This window comes from Psychrobacter sp. YGAH215 (assembly GCF_007280595.1).
In the GTDB taxonomy this organism is placed as follows: Bacteria; Pseudomonadota; Gammaproteobacteria; order Pseudomonadales; family Moraxellaceae; genus Psychrobacter; species Psychrobacter faecalis.
This window is the reverse complement of record NZ_VKLR01000034.1, coordinates 1-20,925: the sequence shown is the minus strand read 5'-3', so window position 1 is coordinate 20,925 and position 20,925 is coordinate 1. Positions and strand designations below refer to the sequence as shown.

15 protein-coding genes, 4 tRNA genes and 1 pseudogene are annotated in these 20,925 nt (G+C 43.4%); 12 read left to right on the top strand and 8 right to left on the bottom strand.

Annotated elements, in window-relative coordinates; all coding sequences use genetic code 11:
- Positions 1 to 276: 276 nt before the first annotated feature.
- Positions 277 to 1,503: a phosphoglycerate dehydrogenase gene (gene serA, locus FOR85_RS11735; protein ID WP_144298052.1), complete on the top strand. Its 1,227-nt coding sequence runs from the start codon at positions 277 to 279 to the stop codon at positions 1,501 to 1,503.
- Positions 1,504 to 1,847: 344 nt separating this feature from the next.
- On the top strand, positions 1,848 to 2,381 hold the full coding sequence (locus FOR85_RS11730; RefSeq protein ID WP_144298051.1) for a DUF488 family protein: 534 nt from the start codon (positions 1,848 to 1,850) through the stop codon (positions 2,379 to 2,381).
- 85 nt (positions 2,382 to 2,466) lie between these two features.
- Here FOR85_RS11730 and FOR85_RS11725 read toward each other — a convergent pair whose 3' ends face one another.
- From FOR85_RS11725 to FOR85_RS11710, 4 genes and pseudogenes are all read right to left on the bottom strand, one after another.
- On the bottom strand, positions 2,467 to 3,522 hold the full coding sequence (locus FOR85_RS11725) for a rhodanese-related sulfurtransferase (RefSeq protein ID WP_144298050.1): 1,056 nt from the start codon (positions 3,520 to 3,522) through the stop codon (positions 2,467 to 2,469).
- A gap of 246 nt (positions 3,523 to 3,768) precedes the next feature.
- Positions 3,769 to 4,350: a tetratricopeptide repeat protein gene (locus FOR85_RS11720; protein WP_068404007.1), complete on the bottom strand. Its 582-nt coding sequence runs from the start codon at positions 4,348 to 4,350 to the stop codon at positions 3,769 to 3,771.
- A 422-nt stretch (positions 4,351 to 4,772) separates the two neighbouring features.
- A complete protein-coding gene (gene metW, locus FOR85_RS11715; RefSeq protein WP_144298049.1) occupies positions 4,773 to 5,390 on the bottom strand; it encodes a methionine biosynthesis protein MetW in 618 nt (205 codons plus the stop codon).
- Positions 5,391 to 5,416: 26 nt separating this feature from the next.
- Positions 5,417 to 6,736: pseudogene (locus tag FOR85_RS11710) on the bottom strand (homoserine O-acetyltransferase); the annotation flags it as partial.
- A 554-nt stretch (positions 6,737 to 7,290) separates the two neighbouring features.
- Between FOR85_RS11710 and hemH the strand changes: the two are divergent.
- Positions 7,291 to 8,310, top strand: coding sequence for a ferrochelatase (hemH, locus tag FOR85_RS11705; protein WP_144298048.1), 1,020 nt, complete (start codon positions 7,291 to 7,293; stop codon positions 8,308 to 8,310).
- A gap of 84 nt (positions 8,311 to 8,394) precedes the next feature.
- On the opposite strand, the gene FOR85_RS11700 is transcribed toward hemH, so the two are convergent.
- From FOR85_RS11700 to FOR85_RS11685, 4 genes are all read right to left on the bottom strand, one after another.
- Positions 8,395 to 8,736 carry a hypothetical protein gene (locus tag FOR85_RS11700; protein WP_068404012.1) on the bottom strand — a complete coding sequence of 114 codons (342 nt, stop codon included), beginning with the start codon at positions 8,734 to 8,736 and terminating at the stop codon, positions 8,395 to 8,397.
- A gap of 233 nt (positions 8,737 to 8,969) precedes the next feature.
- Positions 8,970 to 9,470 (bottom strand): hypothetical protein, encoded by a 501-nt coding sequence (locus tag FOR85_RS11695; RefSeq protein WP_207161654.1) that lies wholly within the window; start codon positions 9,468 to 9,470, stop codon positions 8,970 to 8,972.
- Positions 9,471 to 9,607: 137 nt separating this feature from the next.
- A complete protein-coding gene (gene polA, locus FOR85_RS11690; RefSeq protein ID WP_144298046.1) occupies positions 9,608 to 12,568 on the bottom strand; it encodes a DNA polymerase I in 2,961 nt (986 codons plus the stop codon).
- A gap of 245 nt (positions 12,569 to 12,813) precedes the next feature.
- Entirely contained in the window at positions 12,814 to 13,227 is a 414-nt protein-coding gene (locus tag FOR85_RS11685) for an organic hydroperoxide resistance protein (protein ID WP_144298045.1), read from the bottom strand.
- Between the two features lie 304 nt (positions 13,228 to 13,531).
- Between FOR85_RS11685 and FOR85_RS11680 the strand changes: the two genes are divergently transcribed.
- The 9 genes from FOR85_RS11680 to tuf all read left to right on the top strand — a co-directional run.
- Entirely contained in the window at positions 13,532 to 14,449 is a 918-nt protein-coding gene (locus tag FOR85_RS11680) for a hypothetical protein (RefSeq protein WP_144298044.1), read from the top strand.
- A gap of 173 nt (positions 14,450 to 14,622) precedes the next feature.
- Complete coding sequence (locus FOR85_RS11675) at positions 14,623 to 16,218, top strand: peptide chain release factor 3 (RefSeq protein ID WP_144298043.1); 1,596 nt, start codon at positions 14,623 to 14,625, stop codon at positions 16,216 to 16,218.
- A gap of 200 nt (positions 16,219 to 16,418) precedes the next feature.
- Positions 16,419 to 17,273, top strand: a complete 855-nt coding sequence (locus tag FOR85_RS11670; protein ID WP_144298042.1) for an RsiV family protein — start codon at positions 16,419 to 16,421, stop codon at positions 17,271 to 17,273.
- A gap of 113 nt (positions 17,274 to 17,386) precedes the next feature.
- Positions 17,387 to 18,412 (top strand): FHA domain-containing protein, encoded by a 1,026-nt coding sequence (locus FOR85_RS11665; RefSeq protein ID WP_144298041.1) that lies wholly within the window; start codon positions 17,387 to 17,389, stop codon positions 18,410 to 18,412.
- Positions 18,413 to 18,717: 305 nt separating this feature from the next.
- Positions 18,718 to 18,793: transfer RNA gene (locus FOR85_RS11660), tRNA-Thr, on the top strand.
- A gap of 64 nt (positions 18,794 to 18,857) precedes the next feature.
- Positions 18,858 to 18,941: transfer RNA gene (locus tag FOR85_RS11655), tRNA-Tyr, on the top strand.
- A gap of 85 nt (positions 18,942 to 19,026) precedes the next feature.
- A tRNA-Gly gene (locus FOR85_RS11650) sits at positions 19,027 to 19,100 on the top strand.
- A 112-nt stretch (positions 19,101 to 19,212) separates the two neighbouring features.
- Positions 19,213 to 19,287, top strand: a tRNA-Thr gene (locus FOR85_RS11645).
- A 457-nt stretch (positions 19,288 to 19,744) separates the two neighbouring features.
- Positions 19,745 to 20,925: elongation factor Tu (tuf, locus tag FOR85_RS11640; RefSeq protein ID WP_144298040.1), on the top strand; the 1,181-nt coding region annotated here is incomplete at its 3' end.

Sequence of the window (20,925 nt, the reverse complement as noted above, 5' to 3'; positions counted from 1 at the left end):
TATGCTTTGTACTCAACAAAAAACTTGGTAATCCGCCTCTTCAGTTTGATTTGCTTATTTCAAGTTGAGAGTGGGGTTTAATAAGGTTTGGTTATAAGTTTTATATACCATGATTCACTATAGCATAAAAAGTTTTCAGGCTTGATAAGCAATAATTCATCTAATCTGCTAACATCGCTGCCAAATTTTGTGTAAGATATCCAGACTGTTTTCGTTTCATCCATCAGACTTATCCCACTGATGATTTTTATAAGACAATTATAGGACAGTTCTCACATGGCGTTATCACTACAAAAAGACAAGATCCGGTTTTTATTGCTTGAAGGTCTACATGACAATGCGTTAAAAGTATTGGAAGGGGCTGGTTACCATAACATCGAGAATATCAGTCATGCCCTAGATCAAGATGAGCTGATCGAAAAGATTAAAGATGCTCACTTTATCGGTATTCGCTCGCGCACGCAGCTGACGCGTGAAGTACTTGAGCACGCCCACAAGCTGATCGGTATTGGCTGTTTTTGTATCGGTACCAACCAAGTCGACTTGGACGCCGCTCGTGATTTGGGTATCCCTGTCTTTAACGCGCCATATTCGAACACCCGTTCGGTTGCTGAGCTGGTGCTTGCCGAAGCCATCATGCTATATCGCGGTATCCCTGAAAAAAATGCCACTGTCCATCGCGGTGGTTGGGGCAAATCTGCAACCAACTCCCACGAAGTACGTGGTAAGACAATCGGTATCGTCGGTTACGGCTCTATCGGCTCGCAATTGTCGGTATTGGCTGAAAGCTTTGGTATGAAAGTCATCTATCATGATGTCGTGACCAAATTGCCACTCGGTAACGCCGTCCAAGTTGGTAGCTTAGAAGAGTTATTATCAACCGCTGATATCGTCACTTTGCATGTGCCTGATGTGCCAAGTACGCGCTATATGATGGGCGCTGAGCAATTTGCCCATATGAAAGACGGCAGCTACTTTATCAATGCCGCTCGTGGTACTTGTGTTGAGATTGATGATTTGGCAGCAGCCCTTGAGTCAGGTAAAATCTTGGGCGCAGCGATTGATGTGTTCCCGAAAGAGCCAAAATCAGCAGATGAAGAGTTTGAGTCACCACTGCGTAAATTTGACAACGTCATCTTGACGCCGCATATCGGTGGTTCAACCCAAGAAGCGCAAGCAAATATCGGTCTTGAAGTTGCCGATAAGTTTGTTCGTTACTCTGACCAAGGTGATACCGCAACAGCCGTAAACTTCCCAGAAGTTTCTGTACCGTTTAAAGAAGGCACGCATCGTCTGCTGCATATCCACAAAAACGTCCCAGGCGTATTGTCACAGATTAACCGTCTGTTTGCTGAGGCGCATATCAATATTTTAGCGCAAAGCCTCATGACCGAAGGTGATGTTGGTTATCTGGTGATGGACGTAGATTACAACGATTCACGCGCCGCTCTAGATCAGCTAAAAGACGTTGAAGAAACCATTCGCGTACGTATCTTATTTTAATAGATTATTCATAACGCTTAAGACTGACGGTATAAAGATACGTTTAACGTCTTAAAGTAAGTTCAATGAAATAGCAGATGACCTTGGTGGTTGTCTGCTATTTTTTTATGTTGGGTATCGTTATAAGTAGTAGAGATTTGGTTTGCTTTGCTTTGCTTGATTTTGCTGCGTTAGCGACCTTCGACCATAATAGTGCTACAAAAGTCCTAATGAGTGAGCAGGTTGAGGCTGGGTAATATTGAATGAGAAAAACCACTGAACCATTTAAGACAAGACCATGCAAAATAAAATGTCGACAACAAACTTTAAAACAATGATGCGACAATTCAACAATGGCTTAAATTATGACTACCACATTTTATACGATTGGACATTCGACCCGTAGCCTTGATGAGCTGATTGAGATGCTTCAAGCAGCCAGTATCGAACTGCTCATCGATGTGCGCAGCTTTCCGCGTTCTCGTACCAACCCTGTTTTTAATATCAATACTTTCCCGCAAGCGCTTAGTCAAGTTGGCATCAGTTATCAGCACTGTGCCGACCTTGGCGGGCGACGTCCGAAACAAAAGCAAGTCGATGAACAGATTAATGATCTATGGCGCGTGCAAGCTTTTCATAACTATGCGGATTATGCGTTAAGTGATACTTTTCAAGCCGCCCTCGATCAACTCATTCAACTCGGGAAAAAACAGCGTCTTACCCTTATGTGTTCTGAAGCAGTATGGTGGCGTTGCCATCGGCGTATCATTACCGATTATTTACTGCTTAGAGGCTATAGGGTAGAGCATATTATGGGCGTTGGCCGCTTAGATCCTGCTAAGCCAACACCTGGGGCTGAGCTAAATAGTCAAGACCAAGTAATTTATCCAGCGGTATAAAAAAACGGTCAAAAAAAGAGACGCTGTTGGCCTCTTTTTTTACAACTCTTATTTAACAAGCCTTATTTAATAAACCTTAACGCCGTTAAGCTTTGGCTTTATTGGCGGCTTCCGCTTGACGGCGAGCTTCAATCTTAGCCGCTTTACGCTTCTCAATCACGTCAATCACATCGCTACCGATATGCGCCTCACCACGTTTTTTAGCCAGCTGCATTTGGTGCTCGCGCTCACGAAAACGCGCTTTTTGTTCTACGGTTGCTTTATCGATACAGTGCGGGCACGACTCGCCTTTAACATAGGCAGCGCTTTGCATATCATCTTGAGTAATTGGCATACGACAAGCAAAGCATTGCTCGTAATTGCCTTTCTCTAAATTGTGATTGACCGAGACACGGTTGTCAAAGACGAAGCAATCGCCTTGCCACATGGACTCGCTGGCTGGAATTTCTTCTAAATATTTTAAAATCCCGCCTTCTAAATGATAGACCTCTTCAAAGCCTTGCTCGCGCATAAATGCTGTCGATTTCTCACAGCGGATGCCGCCAGTACAGAACATCGCAACTTTTTTATGTTTCGCTGGGTCAAGTTCTTTTGCCACATACTCTGGAAACTCACGGAAAGTTTCAGTATTTGGATTGACCGCGTTTTGAAACGTTCCAATTTGTACTTCGTAATCGTTACGGGTATCAATCAAAATAACGTCAGGATCTGAGATAAGCGCATTCCATTCGCTTGGCTTTACGTAGCGACCAACCGATTGTAATGGGTCGATATTCTCCACGCCCATGGTGACGATTTCTTTTTTTAGCTTCACTTTAGTGCGATAAAAAGGCTGGGCATCGGTATACGACTCTTTAAAAGTAAAGCTGCCGATGGCTTCGATACTGCGCAAATAATCTAAGACGTTATCAATACCTTGGCGGTTACCAGAAATCGTGCCGTTAATACCTTCGCTGGCGATTAATAACGTGCCTTTGACGTCATTCTCTAGCATGGTGTTTAAGATTGGTTCACGATATTGCTCAAAATCGGCAAAGCGGGTGAACTTATAGAGGGCGGCAACGACAATATTATTGGTGACGCTATCGTATTCGTTGGCGTGAGTTGACGCTTGTACGTCAGTTGTTTGTGAGGTAATCATGTGTTTCTCCTGCTGGCTAGGTCGCAAACCTAGTGCATTGGTTTAAGTATGTAGATTAGCTATAACACTAGCGCAATTGTGGAATTGGCTAATGCGGGCGTAGTTTAACAAATTTTAAAAAGGTTTTGGAGGTTTTATCCTCCTATAATTTCATCGAAATATGACAGATCATAAAAATGGCAAATAAAAAAGCCCAGTATGATACTGAGCTTTTTTATATTTACTGTGTAAAGTCTAAATTAGAGTTTACTTACTTTGGAACCAAGTATCGGCTTTGCTACGCGCGCTAGCGATATCAGCACTTGATAAGTTCAATGCCAATTGACCGATTTTACCGCGTGCTTTATTGCGGACTTTTTCATCCAGCATGCCATCACGAGCAGCTAAGTCATACCATTTATAAGCATCGACCAGATTTTTTTGCTTTTCATCGAGCAGGGCAAGCGTATAGCTGGCACGGTTATCGCCACGCATCGCGGCTTTTTCTAACCATAGACGCGCTTGTTGCAAGTTAGGTTGAACGCCTTCACCGCGCAAGTACATGATGGCAAGATTCAACTGAGCAGGGGCAACGCCTTGCTGAGCGGCCTTGGTATACCACTGGATAGCTTGCTGGGTGTTTTGGGCGACGCCTTCACCTTTTTGCAAACGCTTGGCTAAGTAAAACTGGGCGTGATTGTTACCTTGGGCAGCGCTGGCAGACAGCTCACTGATAGGCATTAGCTCGAAACGTGAGGTATCAAGTGGCACGTTTGATATTAACTCAGCGTTGGCAAGGCCCGCACAAGAAAACAAGGCAGTAAACAACGCAGCTTTTAATAATTTCATAGCAGCTCCAAAATTAGGCAGTTAATAAGCAAAAGAAAAAGTTGCACCGCTAAAGTGGTCTCGCTTGAGACAGCTAGGCGGCGATAACAATTAGGTGAAATTTTGCGCTACCTTCTTACCTAATCATTAGCAATAACATTTATAGATTTAATGGTCGTTACCTCGAATCGAGCCGATAGACGGTTAAAAAATCCGATAAACGGTCGTATATGGGGTATGACTGACACTATTTCGCTAGCTTAACACCCAAACTTACGAAACTCAAATACTAATTACACGATTTAATGCCTACTTATACTTCGCGGTCCTCAATAAAATCATAGAGTTACTTAAGCGTAAGAATAAATTAACATTCTATTAAGGTTAACATTATTGCCTTTTTACTTAAATTTTCGTTAATAATAAGCGTATAAACCTCACTATTAAGCAGGTTTTTGTTTGGTGACCCGATAAATAGCGACGTCTGCGAGCAGATTGGGCGCTTGCCTAATTAATGCGGTCATCAGCGGTGTATGCCCTTTTTCAGAATCACTGACCGCAAAGCGATTAATGATATGAATATCATGCTGCGCGCACAGCTGTTCAAAGTCTTTAAAAGTACACAAGTGAATGTTTGGAGTGTTATACCACTCATAAGGCAGGGCTTCTGAAACTGGCATCAACCCCTTTAAGCCTAAATGCAGGCGGTTTTGCCAATGGGCAAAGTTAGGGAAGGTAATGACGGCTTCGCGGGCGACGCGTAGCATATCGAGCAGCAATATATCAGGTGCTTTTACCGCTTGCAGGGCGCGCGCCATAACCACGGTATCAAAGCTATTATCGGCAAAACGACTCAAACCATCATTGAGGTCTTGCTCGACGATGGATAAGCCTTTAGTAATGGCCTCATTGATTTTGTCTTCGTCAATCTCAAGTCCGTAACCGGTGACGCCTAGATTTTGCTGTAAATGCGCGAGCAACTCGCCATTCCCGCAGCCTAAATCCAGCACATGCGAGTGCGGCGCTATCCAACGCTCAGCCAATTGATGATCCATTCTCATGAGCGTGCTCCTTTGGCTTTCAAGCGATTAGCAATAAATGGCGCGGTCAAAAAGCCTTTAACTGCACCCATATAACGTGGAATATCGAATAAAAACGAATCATGACCGTGCGGGGCGTCGACATTGATATAGCTGACTGGTTTGCCTGTTGCCATCAGCGCATCGACAATCTCTTGTGAGCGCTCGGGCGCAAAACGCCAGTCGGTGGTAAATGACACCACCAAATACTGACACTGCGTATGAGCAAAGGCAGATTTTAGCGCGTTCAGCTCTTTTGCATTGACTACATTGACGTTATCAGCGTTGTCAGTATCATCAATAGTGGCGCTATTATTTAGCGTTTTATCAAGCTCATTCTCGGTAGAATCGGCTTTTACTGCGGCGGCGAGGGAGGTTTCTAGCTCTGCCGAGGATTGTATTGATGAGTCTGCTGCTGAAGGATAATCACGCGTCGGGTCAAAATAATCTAACGCTTTGGTCATGAGCAAGTAAGTATTGGCATCGAAGTTTTCGCTAAAGCGTTCGCCTTGATAGCGCAAATAGCTCTCGACCTGAAACTCGACATCGTAGCCATACATAAACTTGCCAGATTTTAAATCACGGCCAAATTTCGCTTTCATCGCATCATCGGTCAAGTAGGTGATATGACCGACCATGCGTGCAAGAATCAGCCCACGCCGAGGATAAGTACCCGCATGCAAATAGCGTCCGTCTTTAAAATCAGGGTCGGATAATATCGACTGGCGCGCGACTTCATTAAAGGCAATGTTTTGCGCAGAAAGCTTTGGCGTACTGGCTATGACCACGCAGCGTTTTAAGCGTTCTGGATAATCGACCGACCATTGCATGGCTTGCATGCCGCCCATTGAGCCACCGACAATGGCATGCCAAACCTCAATACCCAAGCGGTCTGAGAGCATGGCTTGGGTTTTTACCCAATCTTTAATGGTGACAAGGGGGAAGTCAGGGCCATAAACCTGCGCTTCACCTTCATCGCTTAGACTATCTGGATTGATAGTCGTTGGACCGGTAGAGCCAAAGCAGCTGCCGATATTATTGACGCAAACCACAAAAAACTGATTGGTATCGATGGCTTTATTAGGGCCAATCATATTGTCCCACCAGCCTGCTTTTTTATCGTCGTCACTATGGAAGCCTGCCGCATGATGGCTACCTGATAAGGCATGACAAATCAAAATGGCGTTTGATTTGTCGCTATTGAGCGTGCCATAAGTTTCAAAGATTAAATCGAATGAGGGTAGGGTGCGATTGCACTCCAAGGTCAATGGCTCAGCGAAATGAAAAGTCTGCGGCGTGACGAGGCCAACTGAGCCTACCGAAACGATAGAGTCGGTCGTATTAGCAGAATGATTGGTGGAATGCTCACTGGTACTATCAGAACGTGCGCTCAAAGCTACCTCACAAAACAACAGTTACAGTTATGGATAAAACAATGGTCATGGATAAAAAACGGTTATAAATAAAACAAACCTAGAATCGCGACAATAATAGGTCCAACTACTTTCTTGTTATAAGCTTGTCTATTGTATGGCGATGCGCCTAGGAGTACAACCTTGATAGGCAGTCTTTCAGGCAAAGTATCAGTTGCTAACTTATTAGTGTTCTAGCAATCCTAAACCGCAAGCGTTTTGCCCTGCGTTTTTGGTAGATAAAATGCTACACTGATGATAAGTATCAGCCTTTTTATTTAACCATCATTTGGTAGGTGATTGACTATCGTCTGCTTAGTATATTTTGATAATTGCCAAGGGTGATTAATTAAGACTTAATAGTACTATTGCTAAATAAATGGCTAAAATATATGAATTTTGAAATACTTTTTAACTGATCAAAGCCTATAACTTCACCATAATATAATCCAATAATAGATAATGCCCTTATGAAACCTCAATTGCCGCCCCGTATTGCCGTCTTATTAGTCAACCTAGGCACGCCAGATGAGCCGACCGCGCCCGCCGTCCGTCGTTATCTAAAACAGTTTTTGTCCGACCCACGCGTGATTGAAATCCCTAAATTTTTATGGGCGATCATTCTAAATCTATTTGTCCTGCCAAGTCGCCCAAAACGTGTAGCAAAAGCCTATGCCAGTATTTGGGAAGGCGATTCGCCCATTCGCAAAATATTAAACAGCCAAGTTGAGCTGCTCGAGCCGCGTTTGGCAAATAGCGTGGCGCCATTTCGTGTTTCTGTACATGCAGCGATGAGCTATGGCAATCCGGGTTTGCCTGACGTGATGGATACACTAAAAAGCGAGGGCGTTGACCATTTTGTTATCTTGCCGTTATTTCCGCAGTATTCTGCCTCGTCTGGCGGTGCCGTCTATGATGCCTTGACCAAATGGACGCTCAAGCAACGCAACTTGCCAAACTATAGCATTGTCAAAGACTACTTTGCGCATCCGCTGTATATTCAAGCATTGGCTAACTCGATTCGCCGCTTTCAAGCCGAGCATGGCAAGCCTGAAAAGTTGATGTTTAGCTTTCACGGGATTCCGCAGCCTTATGCCGATAAAGGCGATCCGTACCCAAAACGCTGCAAATGTACCGCCGCGCAAGTGGCGCACGAACTTGGTCTACAAGATGACGAGTGGATTATCAGCTTTCAGTCGCGCTTTGGTAAGCAAGAATGGGTCAAGCCGTATACCGATGTGGTATTAGAAGATTGGGGCAAATCTGGGGTGCGTTCGGTACAAGTGATTAGTCCGGCATTCTCTGCGGACTGCTTAGAAACATTGGAAGAATTGGCAATCGAAAACCGTGATAATTTCTTAAATGCAGGCGGGCAAGAGTATCATTATATTCCAGCATTAAACCTAGATGAGGCGCATATTGATTTGCTTGAAGCATTGAGTTTGCCGTTGGTTAAAGGCTGGGCTGATACACTCGATGGCTGGGTTTAATAGTTTTCTTAAATCAAAAAAATACCGGACATAATGTTCGGTATTTTTTTCTAAATTATTTGCTATTTCATTAAGGTTCAATTTCTAAAAATTGTCATCATTAGAAACTTTAGCCGCATCTCTGTCTGCGATATCGACGATGTCAGGATAATCTTTATCGTCTAAATTGTCCTCAACCAACACCTCATCAATCCGAGCTTCATCGATATTTTGGCGATGTATCGGCGTCAGTCCTTGGGTGGCGTCCGTACCGACTTCAGAATTATTAAATCCTGCGCTATTGTCGATGACATCGTCGTCATCAAAGGTGTGCAGCATAGGATTGTTTAAATCAATCTCTTGGCTACCGTCTTCATTATCATCAATGCTGCTATCGCCTTCGATATGGTCCATTTCTTCTGGTAATGGGGTTTTTGAATTGTCCATGGTTGTGTTCTCATTATAGTTATAATTACGATTAAACGGGTTGTTTATAATTATCAAAATTATGCTTATCAGTTTGCCGCATTATAATCGCAACTAATAGTGATGAGGTGTCACAGGATGTGCAAAAAATGTAAGGAGAGATAAAAAACGGCTGCCATTACGAGTTAAGTAGGCAGCCATAAAAAGGTTTTAGCGTTAACTATTTTTTTTAAAACTGTTTTAGAACCATTAACCTATGAATTGGCATTGCAAGGTTGGTGATGATTTGGCTGATATAAAGCAGGGCTTTCAAAATCGCTCATTTGAAACCGCCACAAGTAAATCAAGGCAATCGCATAAACACTGGTTTCTGCAATTTCTTCGACCATTTCTCCGATGCTTTCAGGGATTAGGATGGCGTTTTCACCCATATACTCTAACAATGCCAGTGCAACTACAGTGAGATATAGGGATAGTGGTACCTTTTTTAATACAGCCCATAGATAACGCCAGCTATAGGTCAAAAAACCCACAATGAGTAGATAGACCGTTAATAGTACAGCGTCTTCCCACCAATCATAAGAATGGTTCAAAAATGAAAAATTACTGGGAATAAAGAGTTCAGGCACGTAGTTTAATTCACGACGTATCACAGCAAAAAACACTAATACGGATGCCAACCAAAAATATTGACCCAGTTTGAGCTGACTTTGTTTCATATATTGAGCACAGCGGAATATGCAGGCGAATAACATAATGATACCTGGTAGTTCGATGACGCTATCTGAATGTAAAATGGAACGCTCCTAGTATTAAAAACAAAAAAGTGAGCGCGAAGGCTCACTTTATATCGTAAAACGCTATCGTTTAGGCTTTTCTTTTATTTCAGTCATTAATGCGCTTCGTCCCAATTGCTACCAATATCGGTTTCAACCAATAACGGTACGGCGAAGTCCACATTCCAGCCTTTTGCAACAGCCGTTGTGGTCAGGACATCCTGCATAGCGTCGGTGATCAGCTGACGAATACTATCGACCTTATCGCTATCGACTTCAAACACCAGTTCATCATGGACTTGCAGCAGCATTTTTGCGTGCTCTTTTGGCAAGACTTTATCGACCGCTATCATCGCAAGCTTGATTAAATCCGCCGCTGAGCCTTGCAGTGGGGCGTTAATCGCCGCCCGTTCAGCGCCTTGCTTGACCATACGATTGCTATGATTGATATCAGGCGTATAAAGCTTACGGCCTAATATTGTCTCAACATAACCTTTTTCATAAGCGCTGGCACGGGTATTAATCATATAGTCTTTGACACTTGGATAACGCTCAAAGTACATATCGATATAATCTTGCGCCTCGCCGCGGCTCATCTGTAGCTGCTTAGCCAGTCCAAAGGCACTCATACCATAGAGCAGACCAAAGTTAATGGCTTTGGCATTGCGGCGCTCAGTGGCGCTGACCTCTTCAACGGCTTTGCCCAATACTTCAGCAGCCGTTGCCGTGTGAATATCTAAGCCTTCGTTAAAGGCGCGCGTTAAATTGACATCGCCTGAAAAATGCGCCATCAGACGTAGCTCAATTTGTGAGTAATCCGCGGCTAAAATCACTCGACCTTCTGGGGCAATAAACGCTTGGCGAATCAGACGACCGGTCGCGGTACGAATAGGAATGTTTTGTAAGTTAGGATCGGTTGAAGATAAGCGTCCGGTGCTGGTCAATGCTTGATGGTAGCTGGTATGCACGCGGTCAGTCTCGCTATCTGCGACATTATCGAGTGCATCGGTATAGGTGCTTTTAAGCTTTGATAAGCCGCGATATTCAAGGACAATTTCTACCAACGGATGGTCAATCTTTGATAATACCGCTTCGCCAGTTGAGTATTGACCTGACTTGGTTTTTTTACCGCCCGCAACGCCTAGCTTTTCAAACAGCATCTCACCGAGCTGTTTTGGTGAGCCAAGATTAAATGCTTCACCAGCGACTTCATAAGCGCGTTTTTCTAGCGCAATGATTTCTTCGTCGAAACGTTGCGATAGCTCGTTTAAGAATGGGCGCTTGATTAAAATGCCATTTGCTTCCATTTGACAAAGTATCTCAGCCGTTGGAATCTCTAACTCGTGTAGCAGCTTGGCATTGTTTTCATCTGCCGCCAGTTTTTCGCTAAATAACTCAAACAGCTGATAGGTAATGTCGGCATCTTCACAGGCATAATCGCTGGCCAAATCAATGGCAACTTGGTCAAAACCTACTTGCTTGGCGCCTTTACCAGCGACATCTTCGAAGCTGATGGTTTGGGTTTGTAAATAATGGCGCGCCAAATCATCCATACCGTGGCGAGTAGCGGCTGCGTTAATCACATAGCTGGCAAGCATGGTATCCATCGCCCAGTTATTAGGTTTGGCATGAATACTGCCTAATAGATCGATATCATAAAAGCTAAGAATATGGGCATCATATTTTAAATGTTGACCGATTTTACCAATGTTTGGATTTTCTAAGATGTGTTTTAAGCGCGTCAAAACCATATTGCGGTCAAGCTGTTTGGTAGTCAGCTCATCGCCTTCTAGACTATGAGTTAGCGGCACATAATAAGCTTCATGGGCTTTTACCGCAAAAGACAAGCCAACCAATTCAGCCTGACGCCAATAAACGCTGGTGGTTTCGGTATCAAGGACAAAATGCGGTGCAGATTCTAATAATGTAACCAAGCTATCAAAAGCAGGTTCATCTAAAACCGTGTGCCACGCTTTATCATGAGTTTTACTGTCTTTGATATTATCGTTAATACTTGATTGTAGAGATTTGGCGATTTGTGCTTGCGATTCGGCATCTGCTTGACTGTCGGCAACGCTTTGCGCCCCATTAGCATTGGCGGGATGATTGGGATGGTCGAGTGATGCCAACTCATTTCTAAATTCAAGCTCGCTATAGAGCGCGCGTAGCTCATCGATATGAGCGCACGGGTCGGTATTGATTTTTAAATCTCGCCAATCTTGACCAATTTCTAAATCAGTGACGATGGTTGCTAATTGCGCATTAAAGGGAATGTCGTCGGCATATTCGACCAGATTTTTGCCAGCGCGTCCTTTGATATTGGCGACGTTTTTGAGCATGTTATCAATGTTGCCGTATTCGTTAAGCAAGTCTTTGGCGGTTTTTTTACCGATACCGGGTACGCCTTTGATACCATCAGAGGAGTCGCCCATCAGCGTTAAAAAGTCAATCATTTGATTAGGATTAATGCCAAATTTTTCGACCACGCCTGCGCTATCAGTGACTTTACCGGTAAAGCTGTCTTCTAGTATCACGCAGTCATTAATCAGCTGCATCATATCTTTATCACCGGTCGAGATAACCACATGATGACCTTCGGCAACGGCGCGATGGGCTAGAGTGCCAATAATATCGTCTGCTTCTGCGCCTTCGATACGCAATAGTGGAATCCCTAATGCCACCACCAAACTATGAATATAAGGAATTTGCTCGGCAAGCTCCACATCCATTTTTGGTCGATTGGCTTTATATTCTTCTGACATGGCATGACGAAAAGTCGGTGATTTGGTATCAAAACAAACCGCCATATGGGTTGGATGATAACGGCGCATGAGTTTTAATAACGCATTTAACGTCCCACGTATGGCGTTAGTGACCAGCCCTTGAGAGTTTTGCATGGTTTTTGGCAAGGCATGATAGGTGCGAAATAGATAATAAGAGCCGTCGACCAAGATAAAGGGCGGCTGCTCTTTGTTCACATGGCTGGTATCCATGGTCGCTACATTTGGCATGGTGGCAAAGTTTGGTAGCGTATTGGGATTAATGGGCGAGTGCGAGTTGTGATCGTTGTCGGTCATAGAAAGTCACTTATCAAATTGGGCAGCAAGTATTGGGTAAAAACAGATATTGAATAAAGAATTGGATGAAAAGATAGCTTCATTATAACGATAAAATACCTTCTTGCCGAATGGATGGCGAACTAATAAATGGTTGGTAAAAAACTAGCAGTTAAGAACCTAAATACCAGCCAATAAAAAAGAACCCAGACCAGCTGAGTTCTTTTATTAGTTTTCTTCTGACTAATTAATATTCTTTCTAAGAGTTATTTTACTTCTGACGTCACTTCACTATCGATATTGCCATGGGTGGCTTTCGAATATGGGCAGACTTTATTGGCTTTTTCGACCAGTTTTTGAAATTCGTCGGCCGATAGTTCTGTATTTTCACCGATTACATGGATTTTTGCTGCCAATTTAAAGTCCAAACCTTCGCCTTTCATTAAATCTACTGATACTTCGGTAGTCGAGTCAAATTTTGCTTTTTCTTCGCCTTTGACCGCTGCCAGTGCGCCATCAAAACAAGCAGCATAACCCATAGCAAATAACTGCTCTGGATTGTTACCGTCTTTACCAGAACCCGGTGCGACCATGTTAATGGTCAAATCACTATCTTTTAGACTCGCATTACCAGTACGGCCGCCAGTAACGGTAGCTTGTGTAGAATACAATGTTTTCATAACACATCCTTTGTTGTTGATTTTTATAATTAAATGATCTATCTACTATGTGACCTTCCTTAAAAGGCGATTTTACATAGTAACTCCTTAGATTAGCACAGTGGGTAACGCTGAACGTATCGCGCAAGTTTAGAAATGGTAACTTGCTAAAATGTCTAACCGGAGTTTGCTAAAACCACAATAGTAGGATTTTGATATATAAATAACGATACTATTAATGTAAACTAATCACAAAAAGTATTTTACTAACATATTACAGTAACCAAAGTAGCTAAAAAGCGTCTAATCATAAGGACATTGTTTAATGAATGCCTCGCTAAATAAATGGATTTTATTACCAAGTATCGTCTCTCTAATGGCACTTGCGCTCAGCGGCTGCGAAGAAGAGGACGTGTTTTTTGGCGTAGGCAGTAGCAATAATATAACGCTAACGAGATTTGCTGATAGCTATGACAGTAAAGCCAATGCGACTGCGATTGCGCGCATCGATGAAACCTACCGTACCGGTAATTATGAGATTAAAACCAGAAATCTTGTCAATAACTACAGCAATCAAAGTTTAAATACTTTAGACAAAACGGTACTAGCCGATAAGTTCGAAGGACGATTGGAACACAAAAATATTGAAGTCAGTGGGCGCACGGTCAAACGACCTATTTATGAAAAAAACAGCAATAACAAGTTCAATTATCAAACCACTTATAAAACCTTAGATTTATCAGATGTGAAAGCGGATAGTTATAATGCAGGCGTTACGTTAAGCGACAGTCGCGGCATTATGACGGCCTTAAATCACTATTCTAAGCTGCCAACCAATTTAGCGTTTCCAGCAGGCTCGGTTTGCTATATTCCCGTTGTCAGCAGCGAGCGCGCATTTTTAGCCTTTAACGAAAAAGACAAAACAGGATACTCGTCGCTTGATAAATGGGTTGCGGCAGCCGAAGCACGTTTTAATGATGATAGAGATTATAGTACCTCAAGGTTTGGCGTTGGTATCAATAATAAGCAAAAAGCGGCGCAAGTGATGTTTTTTGAATATAAAGACCAACCGGCTTATCAGTATAACGGGGTTGAATATAGTAAAGATATTTATGAAGCGGATTATGTGGCCAAAGGTAGTAGCAATCCAAATACCAACAGCTTTCGCGGTGTGGTCGATTGCACGATTGTCAATGATGTCGCCGCTGACTTTTTAGAACGAGAAATCAAGCGCTACTATTAACGTTTAGAAATACCTAAGGATAAAAAATATCATCACTCTCTATTTGTTCATTAGAGAGTGTTTTTTTATGCGCTAATTCTGCAAGCAAACGCTAAATCCGCTACAATACGCCCATTATTTATCCTATTTATTTAGCGTGATTTCTAAATCACACAACCGTTGAAGCCGAAATTATGAGCGTAGATCCAAAGAAATTAAGCAAAGAAGTCGCCAAACGCCGCACCTTTGCCATTATCTCGCATCCCGATGCGGGTAAGACCACCATGACCGAAAAGCTGCTGCTATGGGGGCAGGCGATTCAGGTGGTTGGTGAAGTAAAAGGCCGCAAAACTGACCGTCATGCGACATCTGATTGGATGAGTATGGAGCAGGAGCGCGGTATCTCGATTACCACCTCGGTCATGCAGTTTCCTTATAAAGACCATATGGTCAACCTGCTAGACACCCCGGGTCACGCCGACTTTAGTGAAGATACGTATCGTACTCTGACCGCGGTAGACAGTGCGCTGATGATGGTCGATGGCGCAAAAGGTGTCGAAGAGCGGACCATCAAGCTGATGGAAGTTTGCCGGATGCGTGATACGCCCATCATCTCATTTGTCAATAAACTTGACCGTCAGATTCGCGAGCCGCTTGAGCTACTCAGTGAAATCGAAGCGGTATTAAAGATTAAATGTATTCCAGTCACGTGGCCGATTGGTATGGGGCAAGATTTCGTTGGTGTTTATCATTTAACCGAAAACAAAACTTATCTATATGAAAAAGGTCATGGCGGTGAGATGACGGTCTCTGAAACGCGCGAAGGTTATGATTATCCTGATATCCGTGAGCGTTTGGGCAAGCTGATGTTTGATTCTTTTGAAGAATCGCTTGAGCTGGTACAAATGGCACTCGAAGACTTTGAAGTCGAGGCGTTTTTAAAAGGTGAGATGACGCCTGTATTGTTCGGGACGGCACTGGGTAACTTTGGCGTCAACATGGTACTTGATACCTTGATTAAATATGCACCACCGCCAAAATCGCATCCGACCAATGAGCGCGAAGTGGCCGCAACCGAAACCGAATTTAGCGGTTTCGTGTTTAAAATTCAGGCCAATATGGATCCGCGTCACCGTGACCGTATTGCTTTTTTGCGCGTGTGCTCTGGCAAGTACGAAAAAGGTATGAAAATGAAGCACGTGCGCTTGGGTAAAGACGTGCGTATTGCCGATGCTTTAACGTTTTTAGCAGGTGACCGTGAAGCGCTAGAAGAAGCCTACCCGGGTGATATCATTGGCTTACATAACCACGGAACCATTTCGATTGGCGACAGCTTTACCGAAGGCGAAGAATTAAACTTTACTGGTATTCCGCACTTTGCTCCTGAATTGTTCCGCCGTGTGGTGCTAAAAGACCCGCTTAAATCAAAAGCGCTGCAAAAAGGTTTACAGCAGTTAAGCGAAGAGGGCGCAACGCAGGTCTTTATGCCGCAGATTAATAACGATTTAATCTTAGGTGCAGTCGGTGTCCTACAGTTTGAAGTGGTCGCCCACCGTCTAAAAGAAGAATACAAAGTGCAATGTATCTTTGAGCCGGTATCGATTGCAACTGTACGCTGGATTCATTGTGATGATGAAGTGGCGCTGGCGAAATTTAAGAAAAAAGCCCATGACCAATTATCAATAGATGGTGGCGGTTATTTAACTTATCTTGCGCCATCTCGGGTGAACTTGCAGCTGATGCAAGACCGCTATCCTGAGATTACTTTTAGCAATACGCGCGAGCATTAAAATCGGAATTTTAATCTTTAAACTTACATTTTAAAAGACACGCTATCGTGTCTTTTTTATTAAAAAATTTTTGGTTGTAATCAAATATGAGTTTGTACAAGCGCATTAAGTACTCAAAAACACAAACAGTGCGCCTACAATACGGCGTAATAGTTACGGTAGAATATCAATAAACCTTATTTGTACGTGAAAGAGTCTATATGAAATCTACAACTGACATTCATAACAATAACTCAAGATTTACTAAACGATTTCCATCTCAGCACAGCGTGGGACGTCTGGTTACGTTGCTAAGTAGTGGCTTATTACTTGGGGCTTTAAGCCTATCAGCGCAGGCGGGTAGCTTGATTAGTCATAGCGAATATTTAGAATATGAATTGCCGAAAAAAATACAGGAAAAATGTACGGCGCGTGATAATTGCCCAGATATTGAAGTGAAGTACCTTAAGACCAATCATGCTTGGATAAATAAGCTTGCCAATGCGCGTATTGATAATTTAGTGGTCAATAGTAAGCCAACGGAGTCCGCGCCCATCACCAAGAAAAGTAGCCCAGCCGAGGTCAAAGCTGCCATCGACGGTTTTGTTAGCGCGCAGTTTGCCGACTTACCGCAAGACAGCATTTTCGTCTATAACTTAATGGTGACGCCTGAATACTTGGGTCATGTGAATGATTTTGAGCTGTTTGAAATAAACTCTTATGTCTTTACTGGTGGCGCTCATGGCATGCCTTACAGCGAATATTTGGTGTTTGACCAGCAAACCAAAAAACAAATCCAATTAACAGATATGCTGCAGCCTAACAAGAAATCAAAATTTAAAGCTTTGGCTTATGATGCTTATAAAGATTGGGTGAAAACGGTCGATGAAGATGCGGCAAGCTATGAGAAAAACTGGCCATTTACCTTAAGTGAGAACGTAACCTTGACTGATAAAGGGATTGATATTCGTTATCAGCATTATTCTATCGGCCCCTACGCATACGGAATGCCTGTACTGAGTATTCCTTACAACAAGCTTGGCGGTATTATAAAACCTCGCTTTATAGCTAAATAATGCTGACAATAATTTTAGCTAGTATGAAGATAAGTGTATAAGAACAGGCGTTTATAGAAAGTTGTTAGCTAAAAATAGCCATTGAATATTTTATAAAAATAAGGAGTGATAACATGACAAACCATACAGAAACTGCACATACACCTGTGACGACAGAGGGTGCAACTTGGCAACTTAATGCCCTGACCGAAGCTTTAGGCGATCTGACCTTGAGCGTCAGTGACAGCCTGTCTGTTGGACGCGGTAGCGATAATGACGTGGTGCTCGGTAGCAAGCAAGTGTCGCGCAATCACGCGGTCTTGAGCGTGTTAAATGGGGAGCTATACGTTAAGGACTTAGAGTCATCGAACGGCACTTTTATCAATGAGCAGCGGATTGAGGGCAATAAATCTCAGCGCCTTAATGCCAATGATACGCTAGGCTTTGCAAGCTTTAACTTTCAGGTAATTGCGCCTGTTGCTGCGACCTTGGACAATGAACAAGCTGCTCCAGCTGTGTCGGATAAGCCAGTATTAAGCACGAACGCTGTTACGTCTACTGAATCGATACCAGCCGCTGAATCTACCGTTATAGCGCCAGTCGTTAGCGAAGCAGCAGATAAAAAGCCAACAATTGAAGAAACTAGTATTCAAGAACCCATCGTTAAAGAAACTGTTGCTGCAGAGCCTGTAATTAACGAGCCTATAATCAACGAACCTATTGCCAAAGAGCCAGTCATCAAGGAAACTGGAATCGATGAAGTATTATCCGCAGCTGATACCAGCGAGCCATCAACTTCACCTACAACTAGCGCACCGGTTGTAGAAGAATCAGCACCGAGCGCCGTTCGTCAGGCCCAATATGACACCGATGCGGCAGCGCATGATAAGACCACGACGACCACTTTGCAAGAAGAAGCGGATCCTGACGTCCTACGTGCTAAGCAAGCCGCTACCGCCCAGTTTTCGGGCACGGCCAATTTGGGTCAGCCGCGCGACCTTGGTACAACAGGTAATAATGCCATGGATCAAGCGCTTAATAATCCTGCCAATGCGGGACAAGCTGAGAAAAAACCGAGTGGCGGCTGGTTTATCTGGGTATTTATTGCTATTTTAATCATTGGCCTCGCGCTATGGTTGTTTAATAAAGGCAGTATGTAAGAGTTCTATCTTTATAAACTAAACGGCATTCTTAAAGAAATAAAGCAGTTGCCCGCTTATAAAAATGCTGGATTTCATAAAAAACTATGCAATTTTTATAAAGCCATGCAATAAAGGCGGGCAGTTTATACTTTAAATGATGTCTCATCAATTTAGCTTTAAAAATAGCGGCAAATTTAAGTTAGAAAAAATAGCAATACAATCAAGTGTTTGACAGCTTTTATGAAAATAAAGCTAAAAAAAATGAAAAAGGGCTTGCGTCTAGCAAAATATTTGATAGAATAGCCACCACTTTGAGAGAACAAGCCGACTTAGCTCAGTTGGTAGAGCAACTGACTTGTAATCAGTAGGTCGCCAGTTCGATCCCGGCAGTCGGCACCATCTCTTTCAAAGTCGCTTTTTATGAATTTACTTTCAATTGAAGTGATTTATATCAAGCAATCTAGGTGGGATTGGGGAGCGGTCAAACCCAACAGACTGTAAATCTGTCGCGAAAGCTTCGAAGGTTCGAATCCTTCTCCCACCACCATATTTGTTTTAAGTATGTCCTAGCGCCAAGCATACTCTTTATCTTGTACGACTATCAATTAGAGTCAAATAATATAAGAGTAAATGCGGGTGTGGTATAATGGTAACACCTTAGCCTTCCAAGCTAATGACGCGGGTTCGATTCCCGCCACCCGCTCCATATATGCACCTTCGCAGCAACTATCAAACATCACGACAGTCGGTTATTAGCTGTATCGTGATATTTTTTTTAGTACAACCCATAGGTTGGCTACTGTAGTTTTTAAAAGCATGCTCATATAGCTCAGCGGTAGAGCACTCCCTTGGTAAGGGAGAGGTCTTGAGTTCAATTCTCAATATGAGCTCCATTTATTGTTCAAGCCTTGTCTATATGCTTTACTGTTTTGATAAAGAAAGCATCACATTTCGACAAGACAATGTATTTTACAAAATATTGTAGCAATATCGAATTATAAAATATTGAAAATTATAAATAGAGTGTGGCAGTTTATCATTTAAAGGTGACACTAAGGTGTTGCCTTTTAGTGCTGTCAGTAGGTTTATAAATATACTTTTTAGCAATATCTATAAAAAGCTGTTTTGTCAATGCGCGCTAGCAACTAGCACAATATGCAAGCGATTGAAAAACAAGTATAATGCCCATATATAAACATGTGATTAAGCTAGTAAGCATCTTGAATACATTCATTTTAGTAGTTAAACCATAGCGTCAACGGTTTGATGGTTATTACGCATCATGAGCCGTCAAACAGCTATTTACCGATCTTTGATTGTTAAAGATTCATCAATAAAGAGGAAATACCCATGGCAAAGGCCAAGTTTGAACGCAGCAAGCCACACGTCAACGTCGGTACCATCGGACACGTTGACCACGGTAAAACAACATTAACCGCCGCTATCGCAACCGTAGCCGCAATCACCTCTGGTGGCGAAGCCAAAGACTACGCGTCTATTGACTCAGCCCCAGAAGAAAAAGCACGTGGCATCACCATCAACACCTCACACGTAGAATATGACACCCCAACCCGTCACTACGCCCACGTTGATTGCCCAGGTCACGCCGACTATGTTAAAAACATGATCACCGGTGCAGCCCAAATGGACGGCGCAATCCTAGTCGTATCAGCAACTGACGGCCCAATGCCACAAACCCGTGAGCACATCCTGCTATCACGTCAGGTTGGCGTACCGTACATCATCGTCTTCATGAACAAATGTGACCTTGTTGACGACGAAGAATTGCTTGAGCTAGTAGAAATGGAAGTTCGTGAACTTCTTAACGACTACGACTTCCCAGGCGACGACACCCCAATCGTAAAAGGGAGTGCCACCCAAGCCCTTAAAGGCGACGAAGGTCAATACGGCCAACCAGCCGTTGTAGAACTACTAGGCATCCTAGACACCTACATCCCAGAGCCAGAGCGTGACGTTGACAAAGCATTCCTAATGCCAATCGAAGACGTATTCTCAATCTCAGGCCGTGGTACCGTAGTAACCGGTCGTGTTGAATCAGGTATCGTACGTGTTGGTGACGAAATCGAAATCGTCGGTATCCGTGACACCCAAAAAACCACCTGTACTGGTGTAGAGATGTTCCGTAAACTGCTAGACGAAGGTCGTGCAGGCGAAAACTGTGGCGTACTACTACGTGGTACTAAGCGTGAAGACGTACAACGTGGCCAAGTACTAGCCAAGCCAGGTTCAATCACCCCGCATACTAAATTTGACGCCGAAGTATACGTACTGTCAAAAGAAGAGGGTGGTCGTCACACACCATTCCTAAACGGCTATCGTCCACAGTTCTACTTCCGTACCACTGACGTAACTGGCGCAATCCAATTACAAGACGGTACTGAAATGGTTATGCCTGGTGACAACGTTGAGATGGGCGTAGAGCTTATCCACCCAATCGCTATGGACAAAGGTCTTCGCTTCGCAATTCGTGAAGGCGGCCGTACCGTAGGCGCTGGTGTTGTTGCTAACGT

Coding starts and splice junctions, on each gene's coding strand:
- serA (WP_144298052.1), top strand. CDS start 277: ATGGCGTTATCACTACAAAAAGACAAGATCCGGTTTTTATTGCTTGAA.
- FOR85_RS11730 (WP_144298051.1), top strand. CDS start 1,848: ATGACTACCACATTTTATACGATTGGACATTCGACCCGTAGCCTTGAT.
- FOR85_RS11725 (WP_144298050.1), bottom strand. CDS start 3,522: ATGATTACCTCACAAACAACTGACGTACAAGCGTCAACTCACGCCAAC.
- FOR85_RS11720 (WP_068404007.1), bottom strand. CDS start 4,350: ATGAAATTATTAAAAGCTGCGTTGTTTACTGCCTTGTTTTCTTGTGCG.
- metW (WP_144298049.1), bottom strand. CDS start 5,390: ATGAGAATGGATCATCAATTGGCTGAGCGTTGGATAGCGCCGCACTCG.
- hemH (WP_144298048.1), top strand. CDS start 7,291: ATGAAACCTCAATTGCCGCCCCGTATTGCCGTCTTATTAGTCAACCTA.
- FOR85_RS11700 (WP_068404012.1), bottom strand. CDS start 8,736: ATGGACAATTCAAAAACCCCATTACCAGAAGAAATGGACCATATCGAA.
- FOR85_RS11695 (WP_207161654.1), bottom strand. CDS start 9,470: ATGTTATTCGCCTGCATATTCCGCTGTGCTCAATATATGAAACAAAGT.
- polA (WP_144298046.1), bottom strand. CDS start 12,568: ATGACCGACAACGATCACAACTCGCACTCGCCCATTAATCCCAATACG.
- FOR85_RS11685 (WP_144298045.1), bottom strand. CDS start 13,227: ATGAAAACATTGTATTCTACACAAGCTACCGTTACTGGCGGCCGTACT.
- FOR85_RS11680 (WP_144298044.1), top strand. CDS start 13,532: ATGAATGCCTCGCTAAATAAATGGATTTTATTACCAAGTATCGTCTCT.
- FOR85_RS11675 (WP_144298043.1), top strand. CDS start 14,623: ATGAGCGTAGATCCAAAGAAATTAAGCAAAGAAGTCGCCAAACGCCGC.
- FOR85_RS11670 (WP_144298042.1), top strand. CDS start 16,419: ATGAAATCTACAACTGACATTCATAACAATAACTCAAGATTTACTAAA.
- FOR85_RS11665 (WP_144298041.1), top strand. CDS start 17,387: ATGACAAACCATACAGAAACTGCACATACACCTGTGACGACAGAGGGT.